The 19,024-nt window shown below is 67.8% G+C and carries 19 protein-coding genes; 2 read left to right on the top strand and 17 right to left on the bottom strand.

Translation table 11 applies throughout. The features are described 5' to 3' along the window. Window positions 1-244: 244 nt before the first annotated feature. From G5B40_RS07430 to ruvC, 15 genes are all read right to left on the bottom strand, one after another. Window positions 245-1,033, bottom strand: a complete 789-nt coding sequence (locus G5B40_RS07430; RefSeq protein ID WP_165096992.1) for a methyltransferase domain-containing protein — start codon at window positions 1,031-1,033, stop codon at window positions 245-247. Continuing rightward, complete coding sequence (ftsH, locus tag G5B40_RS07435) at window positions 1,030-2,946, bottom strand: ATP-dependent zinc metalloprotease FtsH (RefSeq protein WP_165096995.1); 1,917 nt, start codon at window positions 2,944-2,946, stop codon at window positions 1,030-1,032. Before ftsH ends, G5B40_RS07430 begins: the two co-directional genes overlap by 4 nt. Window positions 2,947-3,055: 109 nt before the next feature. Continuing rightward, window positions 3,056-4,390 carry a tRNA lysidine(34) synthetase TilS gene (gene tilS / locus G5B40_RS07440; RefSeq protein ID WP_165096998.1) on the bottom strand — a complete coding sequence of 445 codons (1,335 nt, stop codon included), beginning with the start codon at window positions 4,388-4,390 and terminating at the stop codon, window positions 3,056-3,058. Between the two features lie 4 nt (window positions 4,391-4,394). Beyond that, window positions 4,395-5,267 (bottom strand): tol-pal system protein YbgF, encoded by an 873-nt coding sequence (gene ybgF, locus G5B40_RS07445; RefSeq protein WP_165097001.1) that lies wholly within the window; start codon window positions 5,265-5,267, stop codon window positions 4,395-4,397. Between the two features lie 64 nt (window positions 5,268-5,331). Then, window positions 5,332-5,826 carry a peptidoglycan-associated lipoprotein Pal gene (gene pal / locus G5B40_RS07450; RefSeq protein WP_246209751.1) on the bottom strand — a complete coding sequence of 165 codons (495 nt, stop codon included), beginning with the start codon at window positions 5,824-5,826 and terminating at the stop codon, window positions 5,332-5,334. Between the two features lie 76 nt (window positions 5,827-5,902). Further along, complete coding sequence (gene tolB / locus G5B40_RS07455; protein ID WP_165097006.1) at window positions 5,903-7,225, bottom strand: Tol-Pal system beta propeller repeat protein TolB; 1,323 nt, start codon at window positions 7,223-7,225, stop codon at window positions 5,903-5,905. Continuing rightward, window positions 7,222-8,379, bottom strand: a complete 1,158-nt coding sequence (locus G5B40_RS07460; RefSeq protein ID WP_165097008.1) for a hypothetical protein — start codon at window positions 8,377-8,379, stop codon at window positions 7,222-7,224. Before G5B40_RS07460 ends, tolB begins: the two co-directional genes overlap by 4 nt. 1 nt (window position 8,380) lies before the next feature. Then, on the bottom strand, window positions 8,381-8,848 hold the full coding sequence (locus tag G5B40_RS07465; protein ID WP_165097011.1) for an ExbD/TolR family protein: 468 nt from the start codon (window positions 8,846-8,848) through the stop codon (window positions 8,381-8,383). Continuing rightward, on the bottom strand, window positions 8,848-9,564 hold the full coding sequence (tolQ, locus tag G5B40_RS07470; protein WP_165097014.1) for a protein TolQ: 717 nt from the start codon (window positions 9,562-9,564) through the stop codon (window positions 8,848-8,850). Before tolQ ends, G5B40_RS07465 begins: the two co-directional genes overlap by 1 nt. Before the next feature lie 170 nt (window positions 9,565-9,734). Further along, a complete protein-coding gene (gene ybgC / locus G5B40_RS07475) occupies window positions 9,735-10,127 on the bottom strand; it encodes a tol-pal system-associated acyl-CoA thioesterase (RefSeq protein WP_165097017.1) in 393 nt (130 codons plus the stop codon). Further along, window positions 10,117-10,788 (bottom strand): hypothetical protein, encoded by a 672-nt coding sequence (locus tag G5B40_RS07480; RefSeq protein ID WP_165097021.1) that lies wholly within the window; start codon window positions 10,786-10,788, stop codon window positions 10,117-10,119. The genes ybgC and G5B40_RS07480 overlap by 11 nt, the downstream gene beginning before the upstream one ends. 8 nt (window positions 10,789-10,796) lie before the next feature. Then, on the bottom strand, window positions 10,797-12,500 hold the full coding sequence (locus tag G5B40_RS07485; protein ID WP_165097023.1) for a hypothetical protein: 1,704 nt from the start codon (window positions 12,498-12,500) through the stop codon (window positions 10,797-10,799). Further along, entirely contained in the window at window positions 12,500-13,534 is a 1,035-nt protein-coding gene (ruvB, locus tag G5B40_RS07490; RefSeq protein ID WP_165097026.1) for a Holliday junction branch migration DNA helicase RuvB, read from the bottom strand. The genes G5B40_RS07485 and ruvB overlap by 1 nt, the downstream gene beginning before the upstream one ends. A gap of 44 nt (window positions 13,535-13,578) precedes the next feature. After that, a complete protein-coding gene (ruvA, locus tag G5B40_RS07495; RefSeq protein ID WP_165097028.1) occupies window positions 13,579-14,220 on the bottom strand; it encodes a Holliday junction branch migration protein RuvA in 642 nt (213 codons plus the stop codon). Then, complete coding sequence (gene ruvC, locus G5B40_RS07500) at window positions 14,217-14,708, bottom strand: crossover junction endodeoxyribonuclease RuvC (RefSeq protein WP_165097031.1); 492 nt, start codon at window positions 14,706-14,708, stop codon at window positions 14,217-14,219. Before ruvC ends, ruvA begins: the two co-directional genes overlap by 4 nt. A 235-nt stretch (window positions 14,709-14,943) precedes the next feature. Here ruvC and G5B40_RS07505 point away from each other — a divergent pair, with 235 nt between their 5' ends. After that, window positions 14,944-15,171: a YjiS-like domain-containing protein gene (locus G5B40_RS07505; RefSeq protein ID WP_165097034.1), complete on the top strand. Its 228-nt coding sequence runs from the start codon at window positions 14,944-14,946 to the stop codon at window positions 15,169-15,171. Window positions 15,172-15,225: 54 nt separating this feature from the next. On the opposite strand, the gene G5B40_RS07510 is transcribed toward G5B40_RS07505, so the two are convergent. Continuing rightward, the gene (locus G5B40_RS07510; protein WP_165097036.1) at window positions 15,226-16,092 is read right to left on the bottom strand and encodes a 50S ribosomal protein L11 methyltransferase; all 867 of its coding nucleotides are present in this window, start codon (window positions 16,090-16,092) and stop codon (window positions 15,226-15,228) included. 167 nt (window positions 16,093-16,259) lie between these two features. On the opposite strand from G5B40_RS07510, the gene G5B40_RS07515 reads away from it, so the two are divergent. Beyond that, the gene (locus tag G5B40_RS07515) at window positions 16,260-18,278 is read left to right on the top strand and encodes a TadE/TadG family type IV pilus assembly protein (RefSeq protein WP_165097039.1); all 2,019 of its coding nucleotides are present in this window, start codon (window positions 16,260-16,262) and stop codon (window positions 18,276-18,278) included. A gap of 12 nt (window positions 18,279-18,290) precedes the next feature. Here G5B40_RS07515 and msrA read toward each other — a convergent pair whose 3' ends face one another. After that, on the bottom strand, window positions 18,291-18,935 hold the full coding sequence (gene msrA, locus G5B40_RS07520) for a peptide-methionine (S)-S-oxide reductase MsrA (protein WP_165097042.1): 645 nt from the start codon (window positions 18,933-18,935) through the stop codon (window positions 18,291-18,293). Between the last annotated feature and the right edge of the window lie 89 nt (window positions 18,936-19,024).

Below are 19,024 nucleotides of genomic sequence, written 5' to 3' on the forward strand. Positions count from 1 at the left end.
CATAGGATGCAATGCGCATCCATTTCGTCGATGGCGCGGCGTGGCGCCCGCGGCTCTTGGGGAGCGACGGTCGCGACGATAGGCGCTGCTGGGTCTGCGGCGGATCACAATATTCGCACCCTCGACGGCCAGCCACCGGGCCGCCGCAAGGCCAAGTCCATCGCAGAGCCCTGTCACGATCACCACTCTTCCTGCAAATGCGAGATCGAAAGTGCGCCACATCCTCCGCCGGTCCGCGCAGCGCCTAACCCGAGCCGATACTACGCGCGACGAAAAAAAACCTGCGGAAGGGAAACCAGCAGCAACCATCGGGTCCGACCGGATAGGCCGCGCCGAGCGCTTCGTCCCAGCCCGCCTCGAAGCGCGCCCGCTCCGCCGCATCGAGCAGGGCGAGGATGGGTCTTGCGCCGGTGGCGGAGACGAAGGCGCGGACCGGATGGCCGCCTCCATCGGCCGGACCCAGTCGCTGGAGATACTCCGTCTCCCAGAGATCGAGCCCGGCGCGAGGCAGGAGTCCTGCATAATCGGGGAGCGGCAACGGGCCGGGAAAGGGCTTCCAGCCGCAAAAGAGGTCGGGGCGTATCGCCGCCGCCGCCCCGATCATCGTGCGGTGCGAGGGTCTGTCGAGTTGGCCCGGCATCTGTACGGCGAGGACTCCGCCGGGCGCGAGCGCGGCGAAAAGCGCCGGTATCAGCGTCGCGTGATCCGGCAGCCAGTGCAGCGCGGCGTTGGAGAAGATCAGCGCCGCCGCCGCCGGACCCCAGTCCGCGATATCGGCCTCGATCGCCTCATCGAGCAGCGGCGCGGCCTTCGCCAGCATCTCCGACGCCCGATCAACACCGATCAGCCGACGGCCCGGAAACCGCGCGCGCAGCGCCGACGCGGCCGCCCCGGAGCCGCAACCAAGATCGACGAGCGCGCCGGCGGGAAGCTCGGGAACCCGCGCGAGAAGATCGAGCGCGGGACGAAGGCGAAGATCGCCGAAGGCCTCGTAGGCGGCTACTTTCCAGCCGCCGAGGCCGTCCCGGTTCAATTCGGCTGCGGCTCCATCCCGCCTTCGGGCTCGCCTCCGCGTTTCTTTCCGGCCTTCGGCACGGAGGCGAGGCGCGGCTTGCCGTCGCTCGGCGGTGGCGGCGCGTCGTCATCGGCGCGATCCAGCGGTTCGCCGGCGATCACCTTGGTGATCTCGTCGCCGGTAAGCGTCTCGTATTCGAGCAGGCCCTGCGCCAGACGCTCCCATTCCTCACCATGTTCGGTGAGGATGCGTTTGGCGGTGTCGTAGCCCTCATCGATGATACGGCGGACCTCCTCCTCGATGATCCGCTGCGTCGGGCCGGAGATTTTCAGATTGCCGCCGAGCGCGCCAAGATAGGTGTCAGTCTGTTCGGCGTAGTCGATATTGCCGAGTTTATCGGAGAAGCCGAACTGGGTCACCATCGCCCGCGCGATCTTCGAGACCTGCTGAATGTCGGAGGTCGCGCCGGAGGTCACGCTGTCCTCGCCGAATTTCAGCTCCTCGGCCACCTTGCCGCCCATCGCCATGGCGATCTTCGAGGTATATTTGCGCTTGGTGACGGAATACTGGTCACGCTCCGGCAGGCTCATCACCAGGCCGAGCGCGCGGCCGCGCGGGATGATCGTCGCCTTGTGGATCGGGTCATGCTCCGGCACATGCAGGCCGACGATGGCGTGGCCGGCCTCGTGATAGGCGGTGAGGGTCTTCTCTTCCTCCGTCATGACCATCGAGCGGCGCTCGGCGCCCATCATGATCTTGTCCTTCGCCTTTTCGAAATCCTCCATCGTCACCAGCCGCTTGCCGGATCGGGCGGCGTGGAGCGCGGCCTCGTTCACGAGGTTGGCGAGATCGGCGCCCGAAAAGCCCGGCGTGCCGCGGGCGATAACCTTCAGCGTAACGTCTGGCGCCAGCGGCACCTGGCGGGCATGAACCTGAAGGATCTTCTCCCGCCCACCGACATCGGGGTTGTTCACCGTGACCTGCCGGTCGAAACGGCCAGGGCGAAGCAGCGCCGGGTCGAGCACGTCGGGCCGGTTGGTGGCGGCGATCAGGATCACGCCCTCGTTCGCCTCGAAGCCGTCCATCTCCACGAGGAGCTGGTTCAGCGTCTGCTCGCGCTCGTCGTTGCCGCCGCCGTAGCCGGCGCCGCGATGGCGGCCGACGGCGTCGATCTCGTCAATGAAGACAATGCAGGGCGCGTTTTTCTTCGCCTGCTCGAACATGTCGCGGACGCGGCTGGCGCCGACGCCGACGAACATCTCGACGAAGTCGGAGCCGGAGATCGTGAAGAACGGCACCCCGGCCTCACCCGCGATGGCGCGCGCCAGAAGAGTCTTACCGGTGCCCGGCGGACCGACAAGCAGCGCGCCCTTCGGAATCTTGCCGCCGAGGCGGGTGTATTTCTGCGGATCCTTCAGGAACTCGACAATTTCCTCAAGTTCCTCCTTCGCCTCGTCGATGCCTGCGACGTCCTGGAAGGTGACCTTGCCGGTCTTCTCGGTCAGCAGCTTGGCCTTCGACTTGCCGAAGCTCATCGCGCCGCGCCCACCGCCCTGCATCCGGTTGAGAAAGAAGATCCAGACAGCGAAGATGATCAGCATCGGCAGCCAGAAGCCGAGCGTGGAAAGCAGACCGCCCTCTTGCTGCGGCTGGACGACGACGCGCACGTCGCCCTGACGCAGTTCAGAGATAATGTCAGTCCCGAGCGGCTGATAGGTCGTGAAGGCGCGGCCGTCATCGGTGCGCCCGGTCAGCTTCTCGCCGTCGATCGAGACTTCGGCGATCTGCTTCTGATCGACCCGATTCAGAAAATCGGAGAAAGCGATCTGATTGCCCGAGGTCCGCGAACCGCTGTCGCTGAACACATTGAAAAGCGCCACAAGAAGCAGAATCGCGACAGCCCAGAAGGCGAAATTTCTGGCGTTACCCACTAGATCGGAACCTCTCATCAAAGGACGGACCGCGCGGCCCGTCGGAACTGTAGATAATGCATAGCACGGTCGGTTCAATCCGTCAGGGTCCGCGCGCGTCGATACGCCCTCACCCTCCCGCGCCGCAGGCCGCCGGCCAGCCATCCCCCGCCGCCATGAAGCGCGCGGTCGCGCCGGCGCCGTATTCCGCCAGCGGCGCCGCCTTGAGCTTCCCCCCGCGCCAGAGCGCCGGCGTCGTCAACCGCGCGGCGCGGGGCGCGGCCGCCCAGTGCTGCGGGGCGCGCCAGAGTCCGGCGCCGGAAAGCTCCGCGAGGCGTCGGGCGCCGGCTTCGCCGAGCGGTGCGACCGCGGCGTCGCATTCGTCGTCCGCAGATGGTGTGATGGCGACAAGAAACCTTCCGTCCCAGATCAAGCCTTCGGCGCCGAGCGGCGCCGGCGCCGCGTCCACCGCCGCTTCTTCACGCGAGATCACCACATGGAGCGGACCGTCCGGACGAATCAGACAACCATGAAGGCTCCGCCCGCCGCCGAGCTTGTAAGCGAACATCGCGTTCATCAGTTGCGCCTCCGCCTCGGCGCGGGGGCCATATTCGGCGCCGGCGGCGCGGGTCAGCCCGGAGCGGAGCAGCCGGCGCGCCAGCTCACGCGGCGCGGCCCGCAACGGCGGTAGCGCCAGGCGCAACTCGCCGCAAGCGCCCCATTGCGCCGCCTTCGCCGCCAACGCGGCCGCGCCGTGATCCAGCGCTTCGCGGGCGCCGCGCATTCGCTCCGCCGTCGCCGAGAGCCCTTCCGCGGTGACGCCAAGTGGCGCGAGCGCGCTCAGCGAGCGCCGGGCGCGCACCCTGTCGAAGCGCATGTCTTCGTTGGAGGGGTCCTCTATCCAGGCGACGCCCCGGCCGCGCAACCAGTCGCGAAGCGCAGCGCGCCGAATCCCGAGCAGCGGCCGGAGCCAGATCGCGCCCGCAGCCTCCGCGCGCGCGGCCATTGCGGAGAGCCCGTCCACCCCCGCGCCACGGCCGAGCCTGAGAAGCACCGTCTCCGCCTGGTCGTCCATCGTGTGGCCAAGCGCGATCGCCGCCAAACCGCGCCGCGCCGCCCAGGCGGAGAGAAGACGCCTGCGCGCCGCGCGCGCCTCCGCCTGTAGATTGCCGCGGCCGGCCCAGCCGCGCCACTCGAGCGCTTCGTGCGGACGTCCGAGCGCGCCGGCGGCGCCGCCGACCAGCCGCGCCTCCGCGGCGCTTTCCGCGCGCAGCCCGTGATCCACGGTCGCGACCTCGAGCGCGCGCCCCCGCGCGGTGGCCCAGGCGTCCGCGAGGTGAAGGAGCGCCATGCTGTCGCCGCCGCCCGAAACCGCGACGCCCAGCGGCGCCGTTTCGCCGCCGAGCGCAGTGTCGAGCGCTGCGAAAACTTCGGAGATGATCGGGTCGACGGCGCGCGTGAGCATCGGCTCAGCCGCAGCCGATCCGGCGCGCCTCGTCCGCCGCGCGCTTGGCGACTTCAGTCTCCTGTGGATAACGTCCGCGCACCTCACGGAGGGTCGAGCAGGCGACATCGGTCTTGCCGAGAAGGCCGAGCGTGACGCCCAGTTTCAGCAGGCTTTCAGGCGCCAGCGGTGAGCCGGGGTTGAGCGTCGCGCCATCGAGATAGCGCTGCGCGGCGGTCTGATAGGCGCCATCGCTGTAATACGCCTCACCGAGCCAGTAATGCGCGTCGCCAGTCAGCGGGCTGCCGGGATAGTCGGTGAGAAACGCTTCGAGAAGCTGTTTCGCCTCGGCCGTGCGGTGCTGACGCGCGGCTTCGGCGCCGGCCTCCAGGGCCGCGCGCTCGTCGCCCGCGACAGGCGCGGATGAGGTGATAACGCCGAGGGTTCCCCCCTTCGGCTCCGGGGCGGCCTGGCCGGTTTGCTGCTGAGTCTGCGGCACGGGGGCGGGCTGCTCCTGGCTCTCGAAGAGAATGCTCGGATCGCCGCCTTCGAGTTCGATGATCCGGTATTCCAGATCGGTCAGCTTCTGCTTCACCGCCGCCTCATGCTGACGCTGCGCGTGTTCGAGCCGCTCGACCTGGCCGATGATGCGCTTCATCTCGTCCTCGACCGCGTCGAGCCTGCTGGAGGCGGCGCCGCCGCCGATCGCGCCGCGAAGCTGAGATACGTCGCCTTCTAGCGCCTGGAGCTGTTCTCGCACCTGTTGGAATTCGTAGCGATCGACGCCCTGCGCCGCCGCGACGCCGCCGAACGCGCCCGCCGCGAGAACGCCTGCAAGCGCGGCGCAAACGCCCGTCCTCGCTCCATGCCGCGCTCCGAGCCGCATCGTCCACCGCATCACGAACCCTCCTTGCGCTTCATTCGTCGCGGCGCGGCGGATGCGCCGCCGCGCCGCTTCTTGTTCAGCTTGTCGGCGCACCTGCGATCACGGTGACCGCGCGGCGGTTCTCGCTCCAGCAGCTTTCGGCGGAGCAGAGCGCCTCCGGCCTCTCCTTGCCGTAGGAGATGGTGCTGAGCCGGCTCGCCGCCACACCCTGCGCCGCGAGATAAGAGCGCGCCGCCTCCGCCCGGCGGGCGCCGAGAGCGAGGTTGTATTCGCGGGTGCCGCGCTCGTCGGCATGGCCCTCGATCACCGCGTTCACGCCCGGGTTCTGCGCCAGCCACTCAGCCTGCCGGATCAGCGTCTGCTGGCCGGCCTGGGTCAGCCGCGTGCTGTCGGTCTCGAAGAACACGCGGTCGCCTACGGTCTGCTGGAAATAGGCTACCGATGCCGGATCCAGCGTCGATGTCGGCGCGCCGCCCGGCGCCGGCGCCTCCGCATCCGGCGGCTCGCCGGTGCACGCCGCCAGCATCAGCGCCGCGCCGAAGGCGATCGTCGTCGTCAGTTTGTTGATCATTCTCATTCTCCGCCTGTCAGGATCGGCGCATGCCGTCCCATGCCTCTCTTCATTCCGGCCCGACCTAGCCGCCTGCTCACGGCAGGATCGGCGACCAGGCCGGATCCGAACCAGCCCCCGGCGCCGCCAACCTTTTCAGGTTCCGGCCGGTGATGTCCACGCTCCAGAGGCTCGCAGCCCCGTTCGCGCCCGCGCTTTCACGAAAAAAAGCCAGAACACGGCCGTTCGGCGCCCATGTCGGCCCTTCGGAAAGAAAGCTCGAGTCAAGGATCCGCTCGTCCGAGCCGTCGGTGCGCATGACGCCGACCGCGAACTGGCCGCCGCCGGACTTCGTGAAGGCAATGAGATCGCCGCGCGGCGACCAGACTGGCGTGCCGTAGCGGCCCTGCCCAAAACTGATCCGCGTCGCCGGCCCGCCCGAGGCGCTCATCACATAGATCTGCTGTCCGCCGCCGCGATCGCTTTCGAACACGATCTGCGAGCCATCGGGGGAATAAGACGGCGCGGTCTCGATCGCGGGCGAGTCGGTCAGCTGCCGAAGCCTGCGCGAAGCCAGATCCATGACGTAGATATCAGTGTTGGCGCCCTTGGTGAGCGACATCAGCACCTGCCGCCCGTCGGGCGAGAAGCGCGGCGCGAAGCTCATGCCGGGGAAGTTTCCCAAGACCTCCTGCTGTCCCGTCGCAAGGTTCATCAGGAAAATCTGCGGCTCGCCCCGTTCGAAGGAGATATAGACCACCTCCTGATCATCGGGCGAGACACGCGGCGTCACGACCAATTGCCGCCCATCGGTCAGGAAGCGGTTATTGGCGCCGTCCTGATCCATGATCGCCAGCCGCTTGACGCGTTTGCCCTTGGTCCCGCTCTCGTGGACATAGACGATGCGGCTGTCGAAATATGGGCCTTCGCCGGTCAGCCGCGTGTAGATCGCGTCGGCGATCTTGTGGCCGATGCGCCGGAAATCCGCCGGATCGCTGAAGAACTGAAGCCCCTCGACCTGGCCGGCGGCAAAACTGTCGAAAAGCCGGAACTGAACGCGAATCCGGCCGTCGGGCTCGATATTCGCGTTGCCGGTCACAAGGGCGTCGGCGTTGATCGCCTGCCAGTCGGCGTATTGCGGCTCGGCGTCGAAATCCTGAAGCTGCTGAATGTAAGCTTCGGGCGGAATGACGCGAAAGAGACCCGAGCCCGCAAGATCGGCCAGCGCAACATCGCGAATCTGCGCGGCGAGATCCGTGGCGTCGCCCGGCGCGGCGAAGAAACCTGGCGCGGCGAGCGAGATGGGCTTGAATTCGCCCCCCGCAACGGTGATCTCCAGCGCGCCGTCGTCACTGGACTGCGCCTGCGCGCCGAAAACGGAGAGCGCAATGATGCTGAGAGCGGCGATGATTCGGTTCATAGGAACTGGATCTCCCTGGGCGTGAAAATGACGTTCATAACGCGCCAGCGCGCGTATCGATCCTTTGGCAGCCTGGCGAAGACGCCAGCCAGCTCCGATTGCTTGAGCGCCCGCACGCCGGCGCGCTTCAGCGCCTCATGCTGCGCGTCCAATCGACCTGACGGCTCCAGCACTTCCGGGCCGGCGATGATCTTTCCCGCTTCGCTCACCTCGATCCGGAGCTTGACGCGAAGCTGCTCCGGATTGGCGCCGCCGGGCGGCGGGTTGAAATAGCTCTTGATGCCGACGCGGAGCGCATCGCGGTCGCGGAAGGACAACTGACCGACGGTCTGCGTCGTCCCGCCGCCCGAGGGGGCCTCCGCCGCTTTCTTCGCGCCCGTCTCCTCCGGCGGTCTGGCCTCGCGCGCCAGCCGCTCGGCCTTTTTCGCCTCGGCGATGTCGCGCGGTTTGGTCGGCGGCGGCGGGCTCAACTTCGGCGCCGGAATATCCGGGTCGTTCAACTTTTCAGGCTCCGTCTCCTCAACCGGCGTCGGCGAGGCTTCGGCGACCTTCGGCTCCGGCTCGGGTTGCGCCTCCGGCTCGGGCGTCGGCGCGGGCTCCTGCTCCGCCGCTTCGACAGGCAGGGACTCGGCCGCTGGCGGCTCTGGCGTCGTCGCCTCGACCTGCGGCGCGGCGGGACGCGGCGCCGGGGCGGGCGCGATCGGCGTCTCGGCGACCGGTGCGATCTCCGGCGCGGAATCGGAGGCCGCGACAAGAGTGTCCGCTTCCGGCGCGGGCGGGCCGGCGGGTTGCGCGCCGACATCGGCGATCGCGGCGCTCGGCGCCTCCTCGGGCGGCGCCTCGACCACCTCGCCGCGCGTCGGCGCCACGTCCGGCGCGGGTTCGGCCTGAGTCGTCGGCGCGGCGTCCTCCTCGGTCACCTTCACATCAGCGCGCTCGTCGCCGGGATTCGGGGCCTCCGGCGCGGCGGGCAAATTGGCGTTGAATTCTGGCGCGGCGGATTGCGCCGCCTCGAACTCCGCGCCGCTCATTAGCGTCACCTCGGCGATGCTCACCGGCCGTTCCGTCCCGTCGGAAAAGAGCGCACCGGATAGGATCGCCATCGCGATCAGCGCCAGATGCGCGCCGCCGGAGACGCCCGCGCCGAGTTTCATCTCAGTTCTCCGCCGGCGGCGCCGGAACCGCGGCGTCGGTGACCAGCGCGATGGAAGTGAAGCCGGCCGCGTTCAGCGCGCCCATCACCTGCGCGACCGCGCCGTAGGCGAGGCCCGCGTCAGCGCGCAAATAGACCTGGCCGTCCTGACGCTCCTCCGCGATCGCCGGCAGGCGGAGCGCGAACTCGGCGTAATCCATCGGCGTTTTCTGGAGATAAATCTTGCCGTCAGCCGCGAGGTTGACCGTCAGCGGCGCCTCCTGCTCCACCGGGAGCGGCTGCGCGTCGGTCTCCGGCAACTTCAGCGGCACGCCGACTGTCAGGAGTGGAGCGGCGACCATGAAGATGATGAGCAGGACCAGCATCACGTCAACAAAGGGCGTGACATTGATCTCCGACATCGGCCGGAGCGCACGCCGTCGCCGTCCGCGTCCCCGCCCGCCCGAGGAAGGAGAGAGGCTGGCGCCCATCAGTCCGGCTTTCGATCGATCTGGCGCGACAGGATCACGCCGAACTCATCGGCGAAATTCTCCATCGAGCCGGAGAGGCGCTCGGCATCGCCGCTGAGCTTGTTGTAGAATATCACCGCAGGAATGGCCGCCAGAAGGCCGAGCGCGGTCGCCACCAACGCCTCGGCGATGCCGGGCGCGACTGTGGCGAGATTGGTGTTCTGCTGGATCGCGATCTCCTCGAACGCGGTCTTGATGCCCCAGACCGTGCCGAAAAGCCCGACAAAGGGCGAAATCGAGCCCACCGTGGCGAGAAAGCCGAGCCGCGCGGCGGTCGACTCCTCCTCGCGCGCGATGGCGACGGAGAGCGCGCGGTCGATGCGCTGCTGCGCGCCGGGGGCCACGCCGCCGCCAGAGGTGAAGGATTTCCGCCATTCGCTCATCCCGGCGAGGAATATCCGCTCCAGCGCCGATCGCGGCGCGCCGCCGAGCCGCTCAAAAAGCTGATCAAGCGGCTGGCCGGACCAGAACGCGTCCTCGAACATCCCCGCATCGCGGCGCTGACGGCGAAAGGCAATCAGCTTGTCGATGATGATCGCCCATGACCAGAATGACGCGAGCAAAAGCACCACCATCACGATCTGGACGACGAATGTGGCGCGCAGGAACAGCGCGGCCAGTGAAAAATCGAGATTGGCGGCCGCCGAACCGGCTGCCGCAATCGCTTCGGTCTCCATATGCTCGCCTCGCTCTCGCCGTCTCATGCGGCGTCTTAACGGCCGACTGGAAGAAAATCTTGCCAGAATTCTGGTGCGAAGATGAGGTTTTTGGCGGGTTTCGTCAATGTGGCGTCTGCGAAGTGAAACGGACCGACAGAAGCGCGTGAGGAGCCCGCGCGGCGGGACGCTCAGAGCGCTTCGAGCGCAGCGCGCGCCGCCGCCGGCATCCGCAGCGGTCGCCCCTCCAGCCCCATGCAGGCGAAGCGCACGACGGAGCGGAAAAGCGGCGTCTTCTCGCGAAAGACCGCCTGCCGGAGCGTGGCGGAGGCGCCGCGCAGCTCCTTCAGCGTCGTCTCCACCCGGATCACGTCATCATAGCGCGCGGGCGAGAGATAATCCGCCTCGACCCGCGTCACCACGAACACCAGCCCGGATTCGCGCATCGCGCGCTGATCGACACCGGCTTCGCGGAGCGCGTCGGAGCGCGCGCGCTCGATGAATTTCAGATAATTGGCGTAATAGACCACGCCGGCCATGTCGGTGTCTTCATAGTGGATGCGGAACTCGGCCTCATGCGTCATCGCCGTCGCCGTCCTCCGCCGCAACCGCGATCCGCGCCGCGAGACGAAGCGCGAGCGATGGGTCCTTCGAGCCCGCCGGTATGCGCGGATCATAGGCCGCGCGCAGAAGCTGCGCGTGCCAGGGCGAGAGCATCGCGCGCGGCTCATCCTCGTCGAAGCGCGCCATCACCACCGGGCGATCCTCCGCGACCCCCGCCTCGTCATAGACCAACATGCCGAGCGCGGCCTCGGTCAGCGCGATGTAATCGACCGGCGCGGCGCGCATCTGCTCATCATAGCGCAAGAGCGTGATCGCGGCCCGGATCGCGCCCTGATCGTCGAAGGCGAAGACCCGATAGCGATTGGCGTTTGCGGCGGTCAGACGCTCGATCAGCGCCGGCAGATCGGGTAGGAAATTCGGCAGGTTCGGCGCCCGCGCGGCGTGGGCCCAATCCTGCATCACGTAGACAAGGAAATTCGCGCCCATTTCCGGATCGATATCCTCAACCTCCCGGCCGGCGATTCCGGCCACCAGTCTGATCGCCTCGCCAAAAAGCCGTGCGCCGCCCTCGTCCAGCCCGATCACCGTCGGAGCGATCGGGCCGCCCCAGCGGGCGAACTTGAAGCCCCCCGCATCGCCCCCACCGAAAAGCCTGCGGATGCGTTCGATATCCTCGTTCATCTGACCCCTCAGTCCGATTTCACCAGCCCGGAGAATCCGGCGACCGCCAGCAGCGAAAGCGCCCAACCAAGGATGATGTTGAGATACACCACGACCTTCGCAATCGCGCCGACCGTCATATCCTCGTTCGGCGTCCAGTAGCTCTGCTGTTCGATATCGACCAGCGGGAAAAGCACGTCCGCCGCATAAATCAGCGCGTTGAACTCGGGGAAGCCCTGCGCCTCGGGTTGGCGAAGAAAGCAATCGAGCTGCGATCTGCTTCCCTGCCCGCCCCTATAGGTCCAGGGCGGCGCGGTTTCGGCGCATCCGACCCACTCCGGCGCGCGGAGGACGAAGGCGTTGTTCGGCTTCATCGCGTCGACACGCCATGCGGCGAGGAAGATAGCGGCGCCAAGGCCCAGAAGCAGAAAAAGCCAGAGAAAGGCGCGCAGAGGTTGATGACCGAAGCGTACAGTCTGGTCCAGAAGCAGGTCGATGAAGCGCGTCGTCCAGCGCCGCCAGCCGGTCCCGATCCTCCTCCGCCGGTCGGCGCGCTGCAAGCGTTCCTTTTCGATCAGAACCGCGCGGGCGTCTTCGGCATGACCCATCTCGCGCAGCACCTTCGCGCAGTGCTCCCAAGGCTGAGGCCAGAAATCCTTGCCGTAGCGCGTCGCATCCTGCAGTCTCAGCCAACGGATGCGCGACGTCGCATCGACCCCGACGCCGGTGAAGGCGCCGTAGCGGCACCGATTCAGCAACAATTCACGCGACGCCGGCCAGCAGGACGGATCGTCATCGATGGCGCCGAGTCGCGCCGCGGTCAGATCGAGGGCGCCTTCAATCGTCGCCGCCCGGCGGAGAAAGAAGACGCCAGTTACATTGGCGCCGCCCAGATTGAGCGCCTTCTTGCCCGGATTCGAAAGCTGCGCACCCGCGCAATCAATATCGCCGCCAAGCTCCACTCCGGGGAGGCGCACCTCTCCCTCAGCTTCGACCTTTCTCAAGAACACACCGCCCTTCGCGTCCAACCTGTCCGCCGAGAGCGCCGCGCCCGTCGCGTTCGACAGCTTCGCGTTCGAGCATTCAAGGTTGCCGCCGATCTTTACGCCAAGGAGACGCATCTCCCCCACCGATTCCGCGTCCCTAAGGAAAATACCGCCCTTCGCCTGCAGACGGTCGGCGAACAGGGCCGCGCCGGCCTTGTTCGACAGCTTCGCGCCGGGAAGCGACAGATCGCCGCCGAGCGCCGCGCCGGAGAGCCGCACCTCCCCCGTCGTTTCGACTTTTCTCAGGAAAACACCGCCCGTCGCGCGAAGCCTGTCGGCGGAAAACCCAGGCAGCGCCGAGTCGTTGAGAAAGAGATTCTGAAGCGAGGCGCTTCTCAGCAGCGGCGCTACGACGAAACGGCACGCATACAGCCCGAGGTCATGGTCCAGCGCGCAGCCTTCGAGATCAAGACGCGTCTTCCAGCCCGTCCGGCCCGCCGCAGCGTCATTCGCGATCAGCGCGCCGCGAATACGCACCCCGGATTCGTGCACCCGGCGCCCCTCCCCGGCGCCGAGCGCGCACCAGCGCAAGAATGCGGGGCGGATGCGCCGGTCCGGTCCGGCGTCGGCCTCCGGCCGCTTGCCGTCCCCCAACCGCGTGATCGCGCCGCTATCAAGCTCGTCGAGCACCTTTTGTTCGGCCGGGGTCAGACCCCCGAAATCGGCGAGTTTGCGCGGCTCGGTCATCAGCCGTCCTCGAAGAGATCGCTCACGCCCGGCGCGCGGGGGGCGGTGAGGCCGAGATGGCTCCAGCCTTTCGCCGCCAGCATCCGGCCGCGCGGGGTGCGCTGGATGAGGCCCTGCTGCAGCAGGAAAGGCTCGATCACATCCTCGATGGCGTCGCGCACCTCGGCCATCGCGGCGGCGATGGTCTCCACGCCGACCGGGCCGCCGCCGTAATTCTCCGCGATGATGGTCAGGTAGCGCAGATCGGCCCCGTCGAGACCGAGCCCGTCGACGCCGAGCCTTGTGAGCGCCATGTCGGCGATGTCGCGGTCGACCCGCCCGTCGCCCTCGATCAGCGCGAAATCGATCACCCGGCGTAGAAGCCTTCCGGCGACGCGGGGGGTGCCGCGCGAGCGTCGGGCGATTTCGCGCGCGCCGTCGGGGGTGGCCGGGGCTTTCAGGAGTTTCGCGCCGCGCTCGACGATCTGGATCAGCTCGGCCTCGTCATAGAATTCGAGCCTTGTCGGAATGCCGAACCGGTCGCGGAGCGGGGTGGTCAGCAGGCCGAGCCGGGTGGTGGCGCCGATCAGGGTGAAGGGCTGCAACTCGATCCGCACGGTGCGCGCCGCCGGCCCTTCGCCGATCACCAGATCCAGTTCGAAATCCTCCATCGCCGGATAGAGCACCTCCTCGACGGCCGGGTTGAGGCGGTGAATCTCGTCGATGAAAAGCACGTCCCGCGCCTCCAGATTGGTCAGGATCGCGGCGAGGTCGCCGGCGCGGGCGATCACCGGGCCGGAAGTCATGCGGAAGCCGACGCCAAGCTCGCGCGCCATGATCTGCGCGAGCGTGGTCTTTCCGAGGCCGGGCGGGCCATAGAACAGGAGATGATCCATCGCCTCTCCGCGCTGGCGCGCGGAACGGGCGAAAACCTCCAGATTGGCGCGGGCGGCGCGCTGACCGACGAACTCGTCGAGGGTGCGCGGCCGGAGCGCGTTCGTCGGCGCATCCTCGGTCAGCGGCGCGGGGCGGAGCGTCGGGTCGGGTTCGGTCATCGCTCAGGCCCTAGCGAAAAGCGCGTCCATGCGCAAAGGCCCGCTCATCGGGAAAGCGTCTTCAGCGTGGCGCGGATCAGCGCGGCGTCGCTCAAGGCCGGGGCGTCGGGCGCGAGCGCCGCCTCGACGGTGGCGATGGCGGCGGCGGCCTCGCCCTCCTGATAGCCGAGATTGACGAGCGCGGAGAGCGCGTCGGCCCGGATTCGCGCCGCGCCTTCGCTCTGGCCGGCGGCGGGCTTCACCTGCGCGGCTCCGGGCGCAGTTCGACCGCCGAGCGCCATCATCGCCGGGACTTTTCCTTTCAACTCCATCACGATGCGCTGCGCGAGCTTCGGGCCGACGCCAGGCGCCGTCTTCACCGCCGCCGCGTCGCCGAGCGCGATGGCTTGGCCCGCCCCTTCCGGCCCGAGCGCGCCGAGGATCGCCAACCCGACCTTCGCGCCGACGCCCTGCACCGACGTGAGAAGCCGGTGCCATTCTCGCTCCTCACGCGTCAGAAAGCCGAAAAGCTGCAGGAGATCCTCGCGCACCAGGAGGGTGGTGTAGAGCGCCGCAACCTCGCCCGGTGGCGGCAGCGCCGCGAGCGTGCGCGCCGAGCACCAGAGTTCGTAACCGACGCCGCCTGTCTCGATCAGCGCGTGATCGGCGGCGACATAATCGACGCGGCCGGTGATACGGCCGATCACGCCCCGACCCTCAGCCCGGCGAAGCCCGCGTGCTGCGCATGACAGATGGCGATGGCGAGCGCATCGGCGGCGTCGGCGCCGCCGGGCGCGGCGCCGGGCAGCAGGATCTTCACCATATGGGCGACCTGCGCCTTCTCGGCGTGGCCGACGCCGACCACGGTCTTCTTCACTTCGTTGGGGGCGTATTCGAAGACCGACAGGCCCGCCTCCGCCGGAACCAGGAGCGCGATCGCACGCGCATGGCCGAGTTTCAGCGCCCCGGCCGGGTCGCGGTTCACGAATGTCTTCTCGACGGAAGCGATCTGCGGCGCATGCGCGGCCAGCACCGCCCGGAGCCCGGCCGCAAGCACCGCCAGCCGGGGCGCGAGGTCGCCCGCCTGAGTCGCAACGACGCCGCTCGCGACATGGCTCAGGCGCCCGCCCTCCCGCCTTTCGATCACGCCCCAACCGGTACGCCGCAACCCGGGGTCGATTCCGATAATTCGCATTCGACGACTCTTTTTCACCACCAGTTTATCGCCGATAGCACGAAGCGTGAACGGAGGACAGGGAAAAGGCCGAAACCGACGCTCGGAACCCGGCTCGCGACAGCGCCGCGCGACCTATGAGCACCGCGCATGACGGGCATGATCGGCAAGCATTTGCGCAAGGGATTCAGGGTAGCTAGATGCCGCCTCAACGATCAACCTGAGGCGCCGCGAGCGCCCTTTTGGAACCGTGACCATGGCCGCATTCGAAATCAACACCCGCAGCGCGCCGTTCGGCGCCGTCACGATCTCCTCCGTCGTCCAGTCTGTCGAGCGCGCCGCCCGCGCGTTCCGCGCGAAGTTCGTCGCGGATCGCACCTATCGCGAACTCAGCAAACTCTCCCAAAGCCAGCTTCGCGACATCGGCCTCGGCGATCAGGACCTCAACGAGTTCTGCCGACGGATCGCCAGCCGCCGCGTCTGAACCGATCGTAGTTCGCCGGAGGGACCGGCCCCGCCGGGGCGGCCCCTCCACGCGTCAGCCCTGCAAGACAAGCGTCGACCAGTCGCCGTCCCGGCCGATCCGGATCCTCGCGAAACCATGCGCGCGATACACCGCTTCGACGCCTGCGCGCTGTTCGTTCAGGATCCCCGAAAGCACGATCACCCCGCCCGGCGCCAGATGCGCCCGCATCGCCCCCGCCATCCGTTTCAGCGGATTGGCGAGAATGTTCGCGAGGATCAGATCGTAGGGGGCGTCGGCGCGCACACGCGGGGCGGCGAAGCCTGCGGCGCGCGCCGTCGCGATCAGCGGGCCAAGCCGGTTCGCCCGCGCGTTCGCCCGCGCCGTCGCCACCGCCACCTCGTCGATATCGGAGGCGAGGCAGCGGCGCTTCCAAACCGAGGCCGCGGCCATCGCCAGCACCGCCGTGCCGGCGCCGATATCGGCGATCCGGCGAGGCCGAAAGCCGGATTTCGCCAGCAGATGCAGCGCCATCAGGCAGCCGCGCGTGGTGCCGTGATGACCGGTGCCGAAAGCCATCGCCGCCTCGATCTCCAGCGGATGGCGGGCGCGCTTCGCCGCGCCGCGATCATGGCTGCCGTGCACCAGAAAGCGCCCAGCAACGACCGGCGTCAGTTCGCGCTGCACTTCGCTGACCCAGTCGCGTTCGCCGATTTCGGAGAGCGTGAAGGCCCGCGCCCCGAACGCCGCCGCGCAAAGCGCAAGCTGACCGGGATCAGGCCGCTCGGTGAAATAGGCCGCGACCTCGAAAAGGCCGGAACCGTCCTCGATCTCCAGATAGCCGACGCCGTAGGGAGCCGGATCCATTCCCTCCGCGGCCACGGTCATCGCCTCCGCCGCAGCGACGCCCTTGAGCGTGGTGATCGCGCTGTATGTGGTCATGGCGCCAGCCCTTCCCGAAAACGCCGTGCGGCGCATCCGCTTCATAGACCGCGGGCGGCCGCCGGGACACCTGTAAACGACCTCGCTTCACCCCTCGCGCGGCTTCCCCCCCGGGAGACGGGCTGATATAGGCGCTCGGACGCTTAACATGCATTCGAGGTGTCGGCGTGGCGGACCTGACGACCTGGCTGCGTTTCCTGCGTGACAATACCGCGTCGATGGCGACGCAGGTCGTGATTTTCTCCATCCTGCTCTTTGGCGCGTCCGGCATGGTGCTGGATTTCGGCCGGGTCTATTCTGAGCATTCGCGGATGCAGGCGTTCACCGATCAGGCGGCGCTTTCGGCCGCCGCCGAACTCGACCTCGACATCGATTCGATCGACCGCGCGATCGCGGCGGTGTTCGGCCCAGGCGGCGGCGCAGTGATTCCGAAGGGCGCGCTGTTCAGCGATGGGACGAGCGACCAGTTCCGTATCTCGCATCTCTTCTTCCTCTCCGATCTTTCCGACGATGTTCCGGACGCCGGCGGCTCGCGCCCGCAATACGATCTCGCCGGCGATATCGCCGGGCCCAACCTCGTCTACACCGCATTCGCCAATGGGGGCGCCGCCGGGGGCGACATCGCCGCCGCGTCCACCCAGGCCCGGTACGTCGTCGCGGTGGCGGAGGAACGGTCAGTTCGCAACACGCTGATGCGACTTATAAATTCAGCTGGAAGCGACGCCGTGCGCGAAAAAAGCGTCCTCAGGACCATCGCAGCGGCGCGGCGCAAACGGCTTTCCTGCGGCGCGCTCTCCAACCTGGTGATCTGCAACCCGTGGGAAGACGATCCCGGGGCATCGTTCCAGTCGGAAATGAGCGGGCCGGGGGCGACGGGCCGGCAATTCCGCCATGTCGCCGACGGGCTGACCCCGGCCGAGGGCGCGTTGAGCGCGCCGAACGCCCTCGCCCGGCGGCTCTCGCTCGAAGCGCCGGCGGCGGTGGCGCGCATCTGCGCGGATCCGCAGACAATGCCGGGCGCGAACCCGGCGATGTCCGAGGCCGAAGCCGCCACCGCCTACGCGATCTGCATGCTCGCCTCCGCCCGCGAGCATGAGTTCTGCGTCGGCGACGAGGTCGCCTTCGTTCCCGCCCCACCGGAAGAGATCGCGACCGCGCTCGGGACCGCTTTCGACCTCTGGGACGCGCCGATATCCGATGTCCTTTATTGGGACCGTGATGCGGATGGCGACCATAGTCAGGCGGTCGACGAAGCCGGCGTCTCGCTCTTCGACGCGGGAACCGCGCATGTGCTGCGCGACCAGTCGCCGCTTTTTCAGCCCGATCTCAACATCATGAAGGGCCGCGTCCGGGATGAATTGAGGACCCGCGTCAACGCCGCGCTCGGCGTTCCGGAATCTTCGCGACTGAACTATCCGCGCGGAGTCGATTACGAGAGCTATGATCTGCTGCTGAATCCCTGCCTGCGCACCGGCGCCACGACGAATTGCGCGACCACGTCCGCCGGCGAAACGATCGACTACATCTCGAACCCGACGACGCATTCCGCAGTCGCGCAGTTTTTCATCGCGAATTTCCCGTTGCTCTACCAACGCGACCTTCAGACGCCGCCGGAAGACATGACGAGCTTCTATCAAGCCTACCGGACAGGGCGCGAGGACTGGCTCCACGCCCGCGAGGCCTTCACCACCGCGCCCACGACCGCCGTCGAGCCGGGACAGACGCTCACGCTGACCGGCGAGGACGGCTCGCTCGACACGCGGCTCGGCCCGCCCGACGAGAACATCGCGCAGATTCAGACGAAACCCGCCTATGATGAGAACGGCGTGCGCGAGGATGTGAACGGCGATGGCGAGATCGACGCGTTCGATGTCGAACCGGCCTACTCAAATTACACCTACAATCCCGTATCGGACCCGATCGACCGCGCACTGGAGCGCCGCGTCTTCGACGCGACAGTGGTGAACTGCGGCGCGGCGCGGGTCGAGACGGAGGCCGGCGTCCCCGCCAGACGCGCGGAGGTCGCCGGATTCGTGAAGATGTTCCTGTTGCAGCCGCCGCGCGCGCGCTGCCCGAACGGAACCGAGAACTGCCTGAACCGGGACCTCAGCAGCGCGACGCTCTTCAGCGAGTTCGTCGGGCTTCCGGACATGAACGAAACCAGCTACGCGGTGCTCGTCCGCTGACGCGCTTCGCGCTCAGACATTCGTTCCCACAGGGCAGGTCACGCCGGTGCCGGCGACGCCGCAATAGCCGCCCGGATTCCGCGCCAGATATTGCTGATGGTAGTCTTCAGCGTAGTAAAACTCCTGCGCCTCCGCGATCTCGGTGGTGATCGGGCCGTAGCCGCGCTCCGCGAGACGCGCCTGGAAGGCCGTGCGCGCCGCTTCCGCCGCCGCCTTCTGCTCGGGTGAGAACGTGTAGATCGCGGAGCGATATTGCGAGCCGACATCATTGCCCTGCCGCATGCCCTGGGTCGGGTCGTGCCCTTCCCAGAACGTCCGCAACAGCGTCTCATAATCGATGACCGACGGGTCGAACGCGACCAGCACCGCTTCGGTATGCCCGGTCGCGCCGCTGCACACCTCCTGATAGGTCGGATTCGGCGTCTCGCCGCCGGCGTAGCCGGCAGCGGTGACCCAGACGCCCTGCAGGTCCCAGAACATCCGCTCGACGCCCCAGAAGCAGCCCATGCCAAAGATCGCCTTCTCCAGATTCGCCGGAATCTCCTTCAGCGGCCGGCCGTTGACGAAATGCGCGTCGGCAGTCGGTATCGGCGTCTCGCGGCCGCGGAGCGCCTCGCCCGGCGCGGGCAGGTCGGCTTTCTTGAACATGCTGAACATCGGCGATCCCCTTTTTTCTCATCTCAGCATATAGCGCGCTTCGCGCCGACGAAAAGCCCCGGAGCGGATCGAACATTTCAGGAACAGCA

Origin of the sequence: Pikeienuella piscinae (assembly GCF_011044155.1) — a bacterium.
Taxonomy (GTDB): Bacteria; Pseudomonadota; Alphaproteobacteria; order Rhodobacterales; family Rhodobacteraceae; genus Pikeienuella; species Pikeienuella piscinae.

What these genes read in the sequence shown, in the direction of transcription:
- tilS (WP_165096998.1), bottom strand. Translation starts at nt 4,390, where the DNA reads ATGCTCACGCGCGCCGTCGACCCGATCATCTCCGAAGTTTTCGCAGCG.
- ybgC (WP_165097017.1), bottom strand. Translation starts at nt 10,127, where the DNA reads ATGACGCATGAGGCCGAGTTCCGCATCCACTATGAAGACACCGACATG.
- G5B40_RS07485 (WP_165097023.1), bottom strand. Translation starts at nt 12,500, where the DNA reads ATGACCGAGCCGCGCAAACTCGCCGATTTCGGGGGTCTGACCCCGGCC.
- G5B40_RS07505 (WP_165097034.1), top strand. Translation starts at nt 14,944, where the DNA reads ATGGCCGCATTCGAAATCAACACCCGCAGCGCGCCGTTCGGCGCCGTC.
- tolB (WP_165097006.1), bottom strand. Translation starts at nt 7,225, where the DNA reads ATGAACCGAATCATCGCCGCTCTCAGCATCATTGCGCTCTCCGTTTTC.
- tolQ (WP_165097014.1), bottom strand. Translation starts at nt 9,564, where the DNA reads ATGGAGACCGAAGCGATTGCGGCAGCCGGTTCGGCGGCCGCCAATCTC.
- G5B40_RS07460 (WP_165097008.1), bottom strand. Translation starts at nt 8,379, where the DNA reads ATGAAACTCGGCGCGGGCGTCTCCGGCGGCGCGCATCTGGCGCTGATC.
- G5B40_RS07465 (WP_165097011.1), bottom strand. Translation starts at nt 8,848, where the DNA reads ATGGGCGCCAGCCTCTCTCCTTCCTCGGGCGGGCGGGGACGCGGACGG.
- G5B40_RS07510 (WP_165097036.1), bottom strand. Translation starts at nt 16,092, where the DNA reads ATGACCACATACAGCGCGATCACCACGCTCAAGGGCGTCGCTGCGGCG.
- msrA (WP_165097042.1), bottom strand. Translation starts at nt 18,935, where the DNA reads ATGTTCAGCATGTTCAAGAAAGCCGACCTGCCCGCGCCGGGCGAGGCG.
- G5B40_RS07480 (WP_165097021.1), bottom strand. Translation starts at nt 10,788, where the DNA reads ATGAACGAGGATATCGAACGCATCCGCAGGCTTTTCGGTGGGGGCGAT.
- ruvB (WP_165097026.1), bottom strand. Translation starts at nt 13,534, where the DNA reads ATGACCGAACCCGACCCGACGCTCCGCCCCGCGCCGCTGACCGAGGAT.
- ybgF (WP_165097001.1), bottom strand. Translation starts at nt 5,267, where the DNA reads ATGCGGTGGACGATGCGGCTCGGAGCGCGGCATGGAGCGAGGACGGGC.
- ruvC (WP_165097031.1), bottom strand. Translation starts at nt 14,708, where the DNA reads ATGCGAATTATCGGAATCGACCCCGGGTTGCGGCGTACCGGTTGGGGC.
- pal (WP_246209751.1), bottom strand. Translation starts at nt 5,826, where the DNA reads ATGATCAACAAACTGACGACGACGATCGCCTTCGGCGCGGCGCTGATG.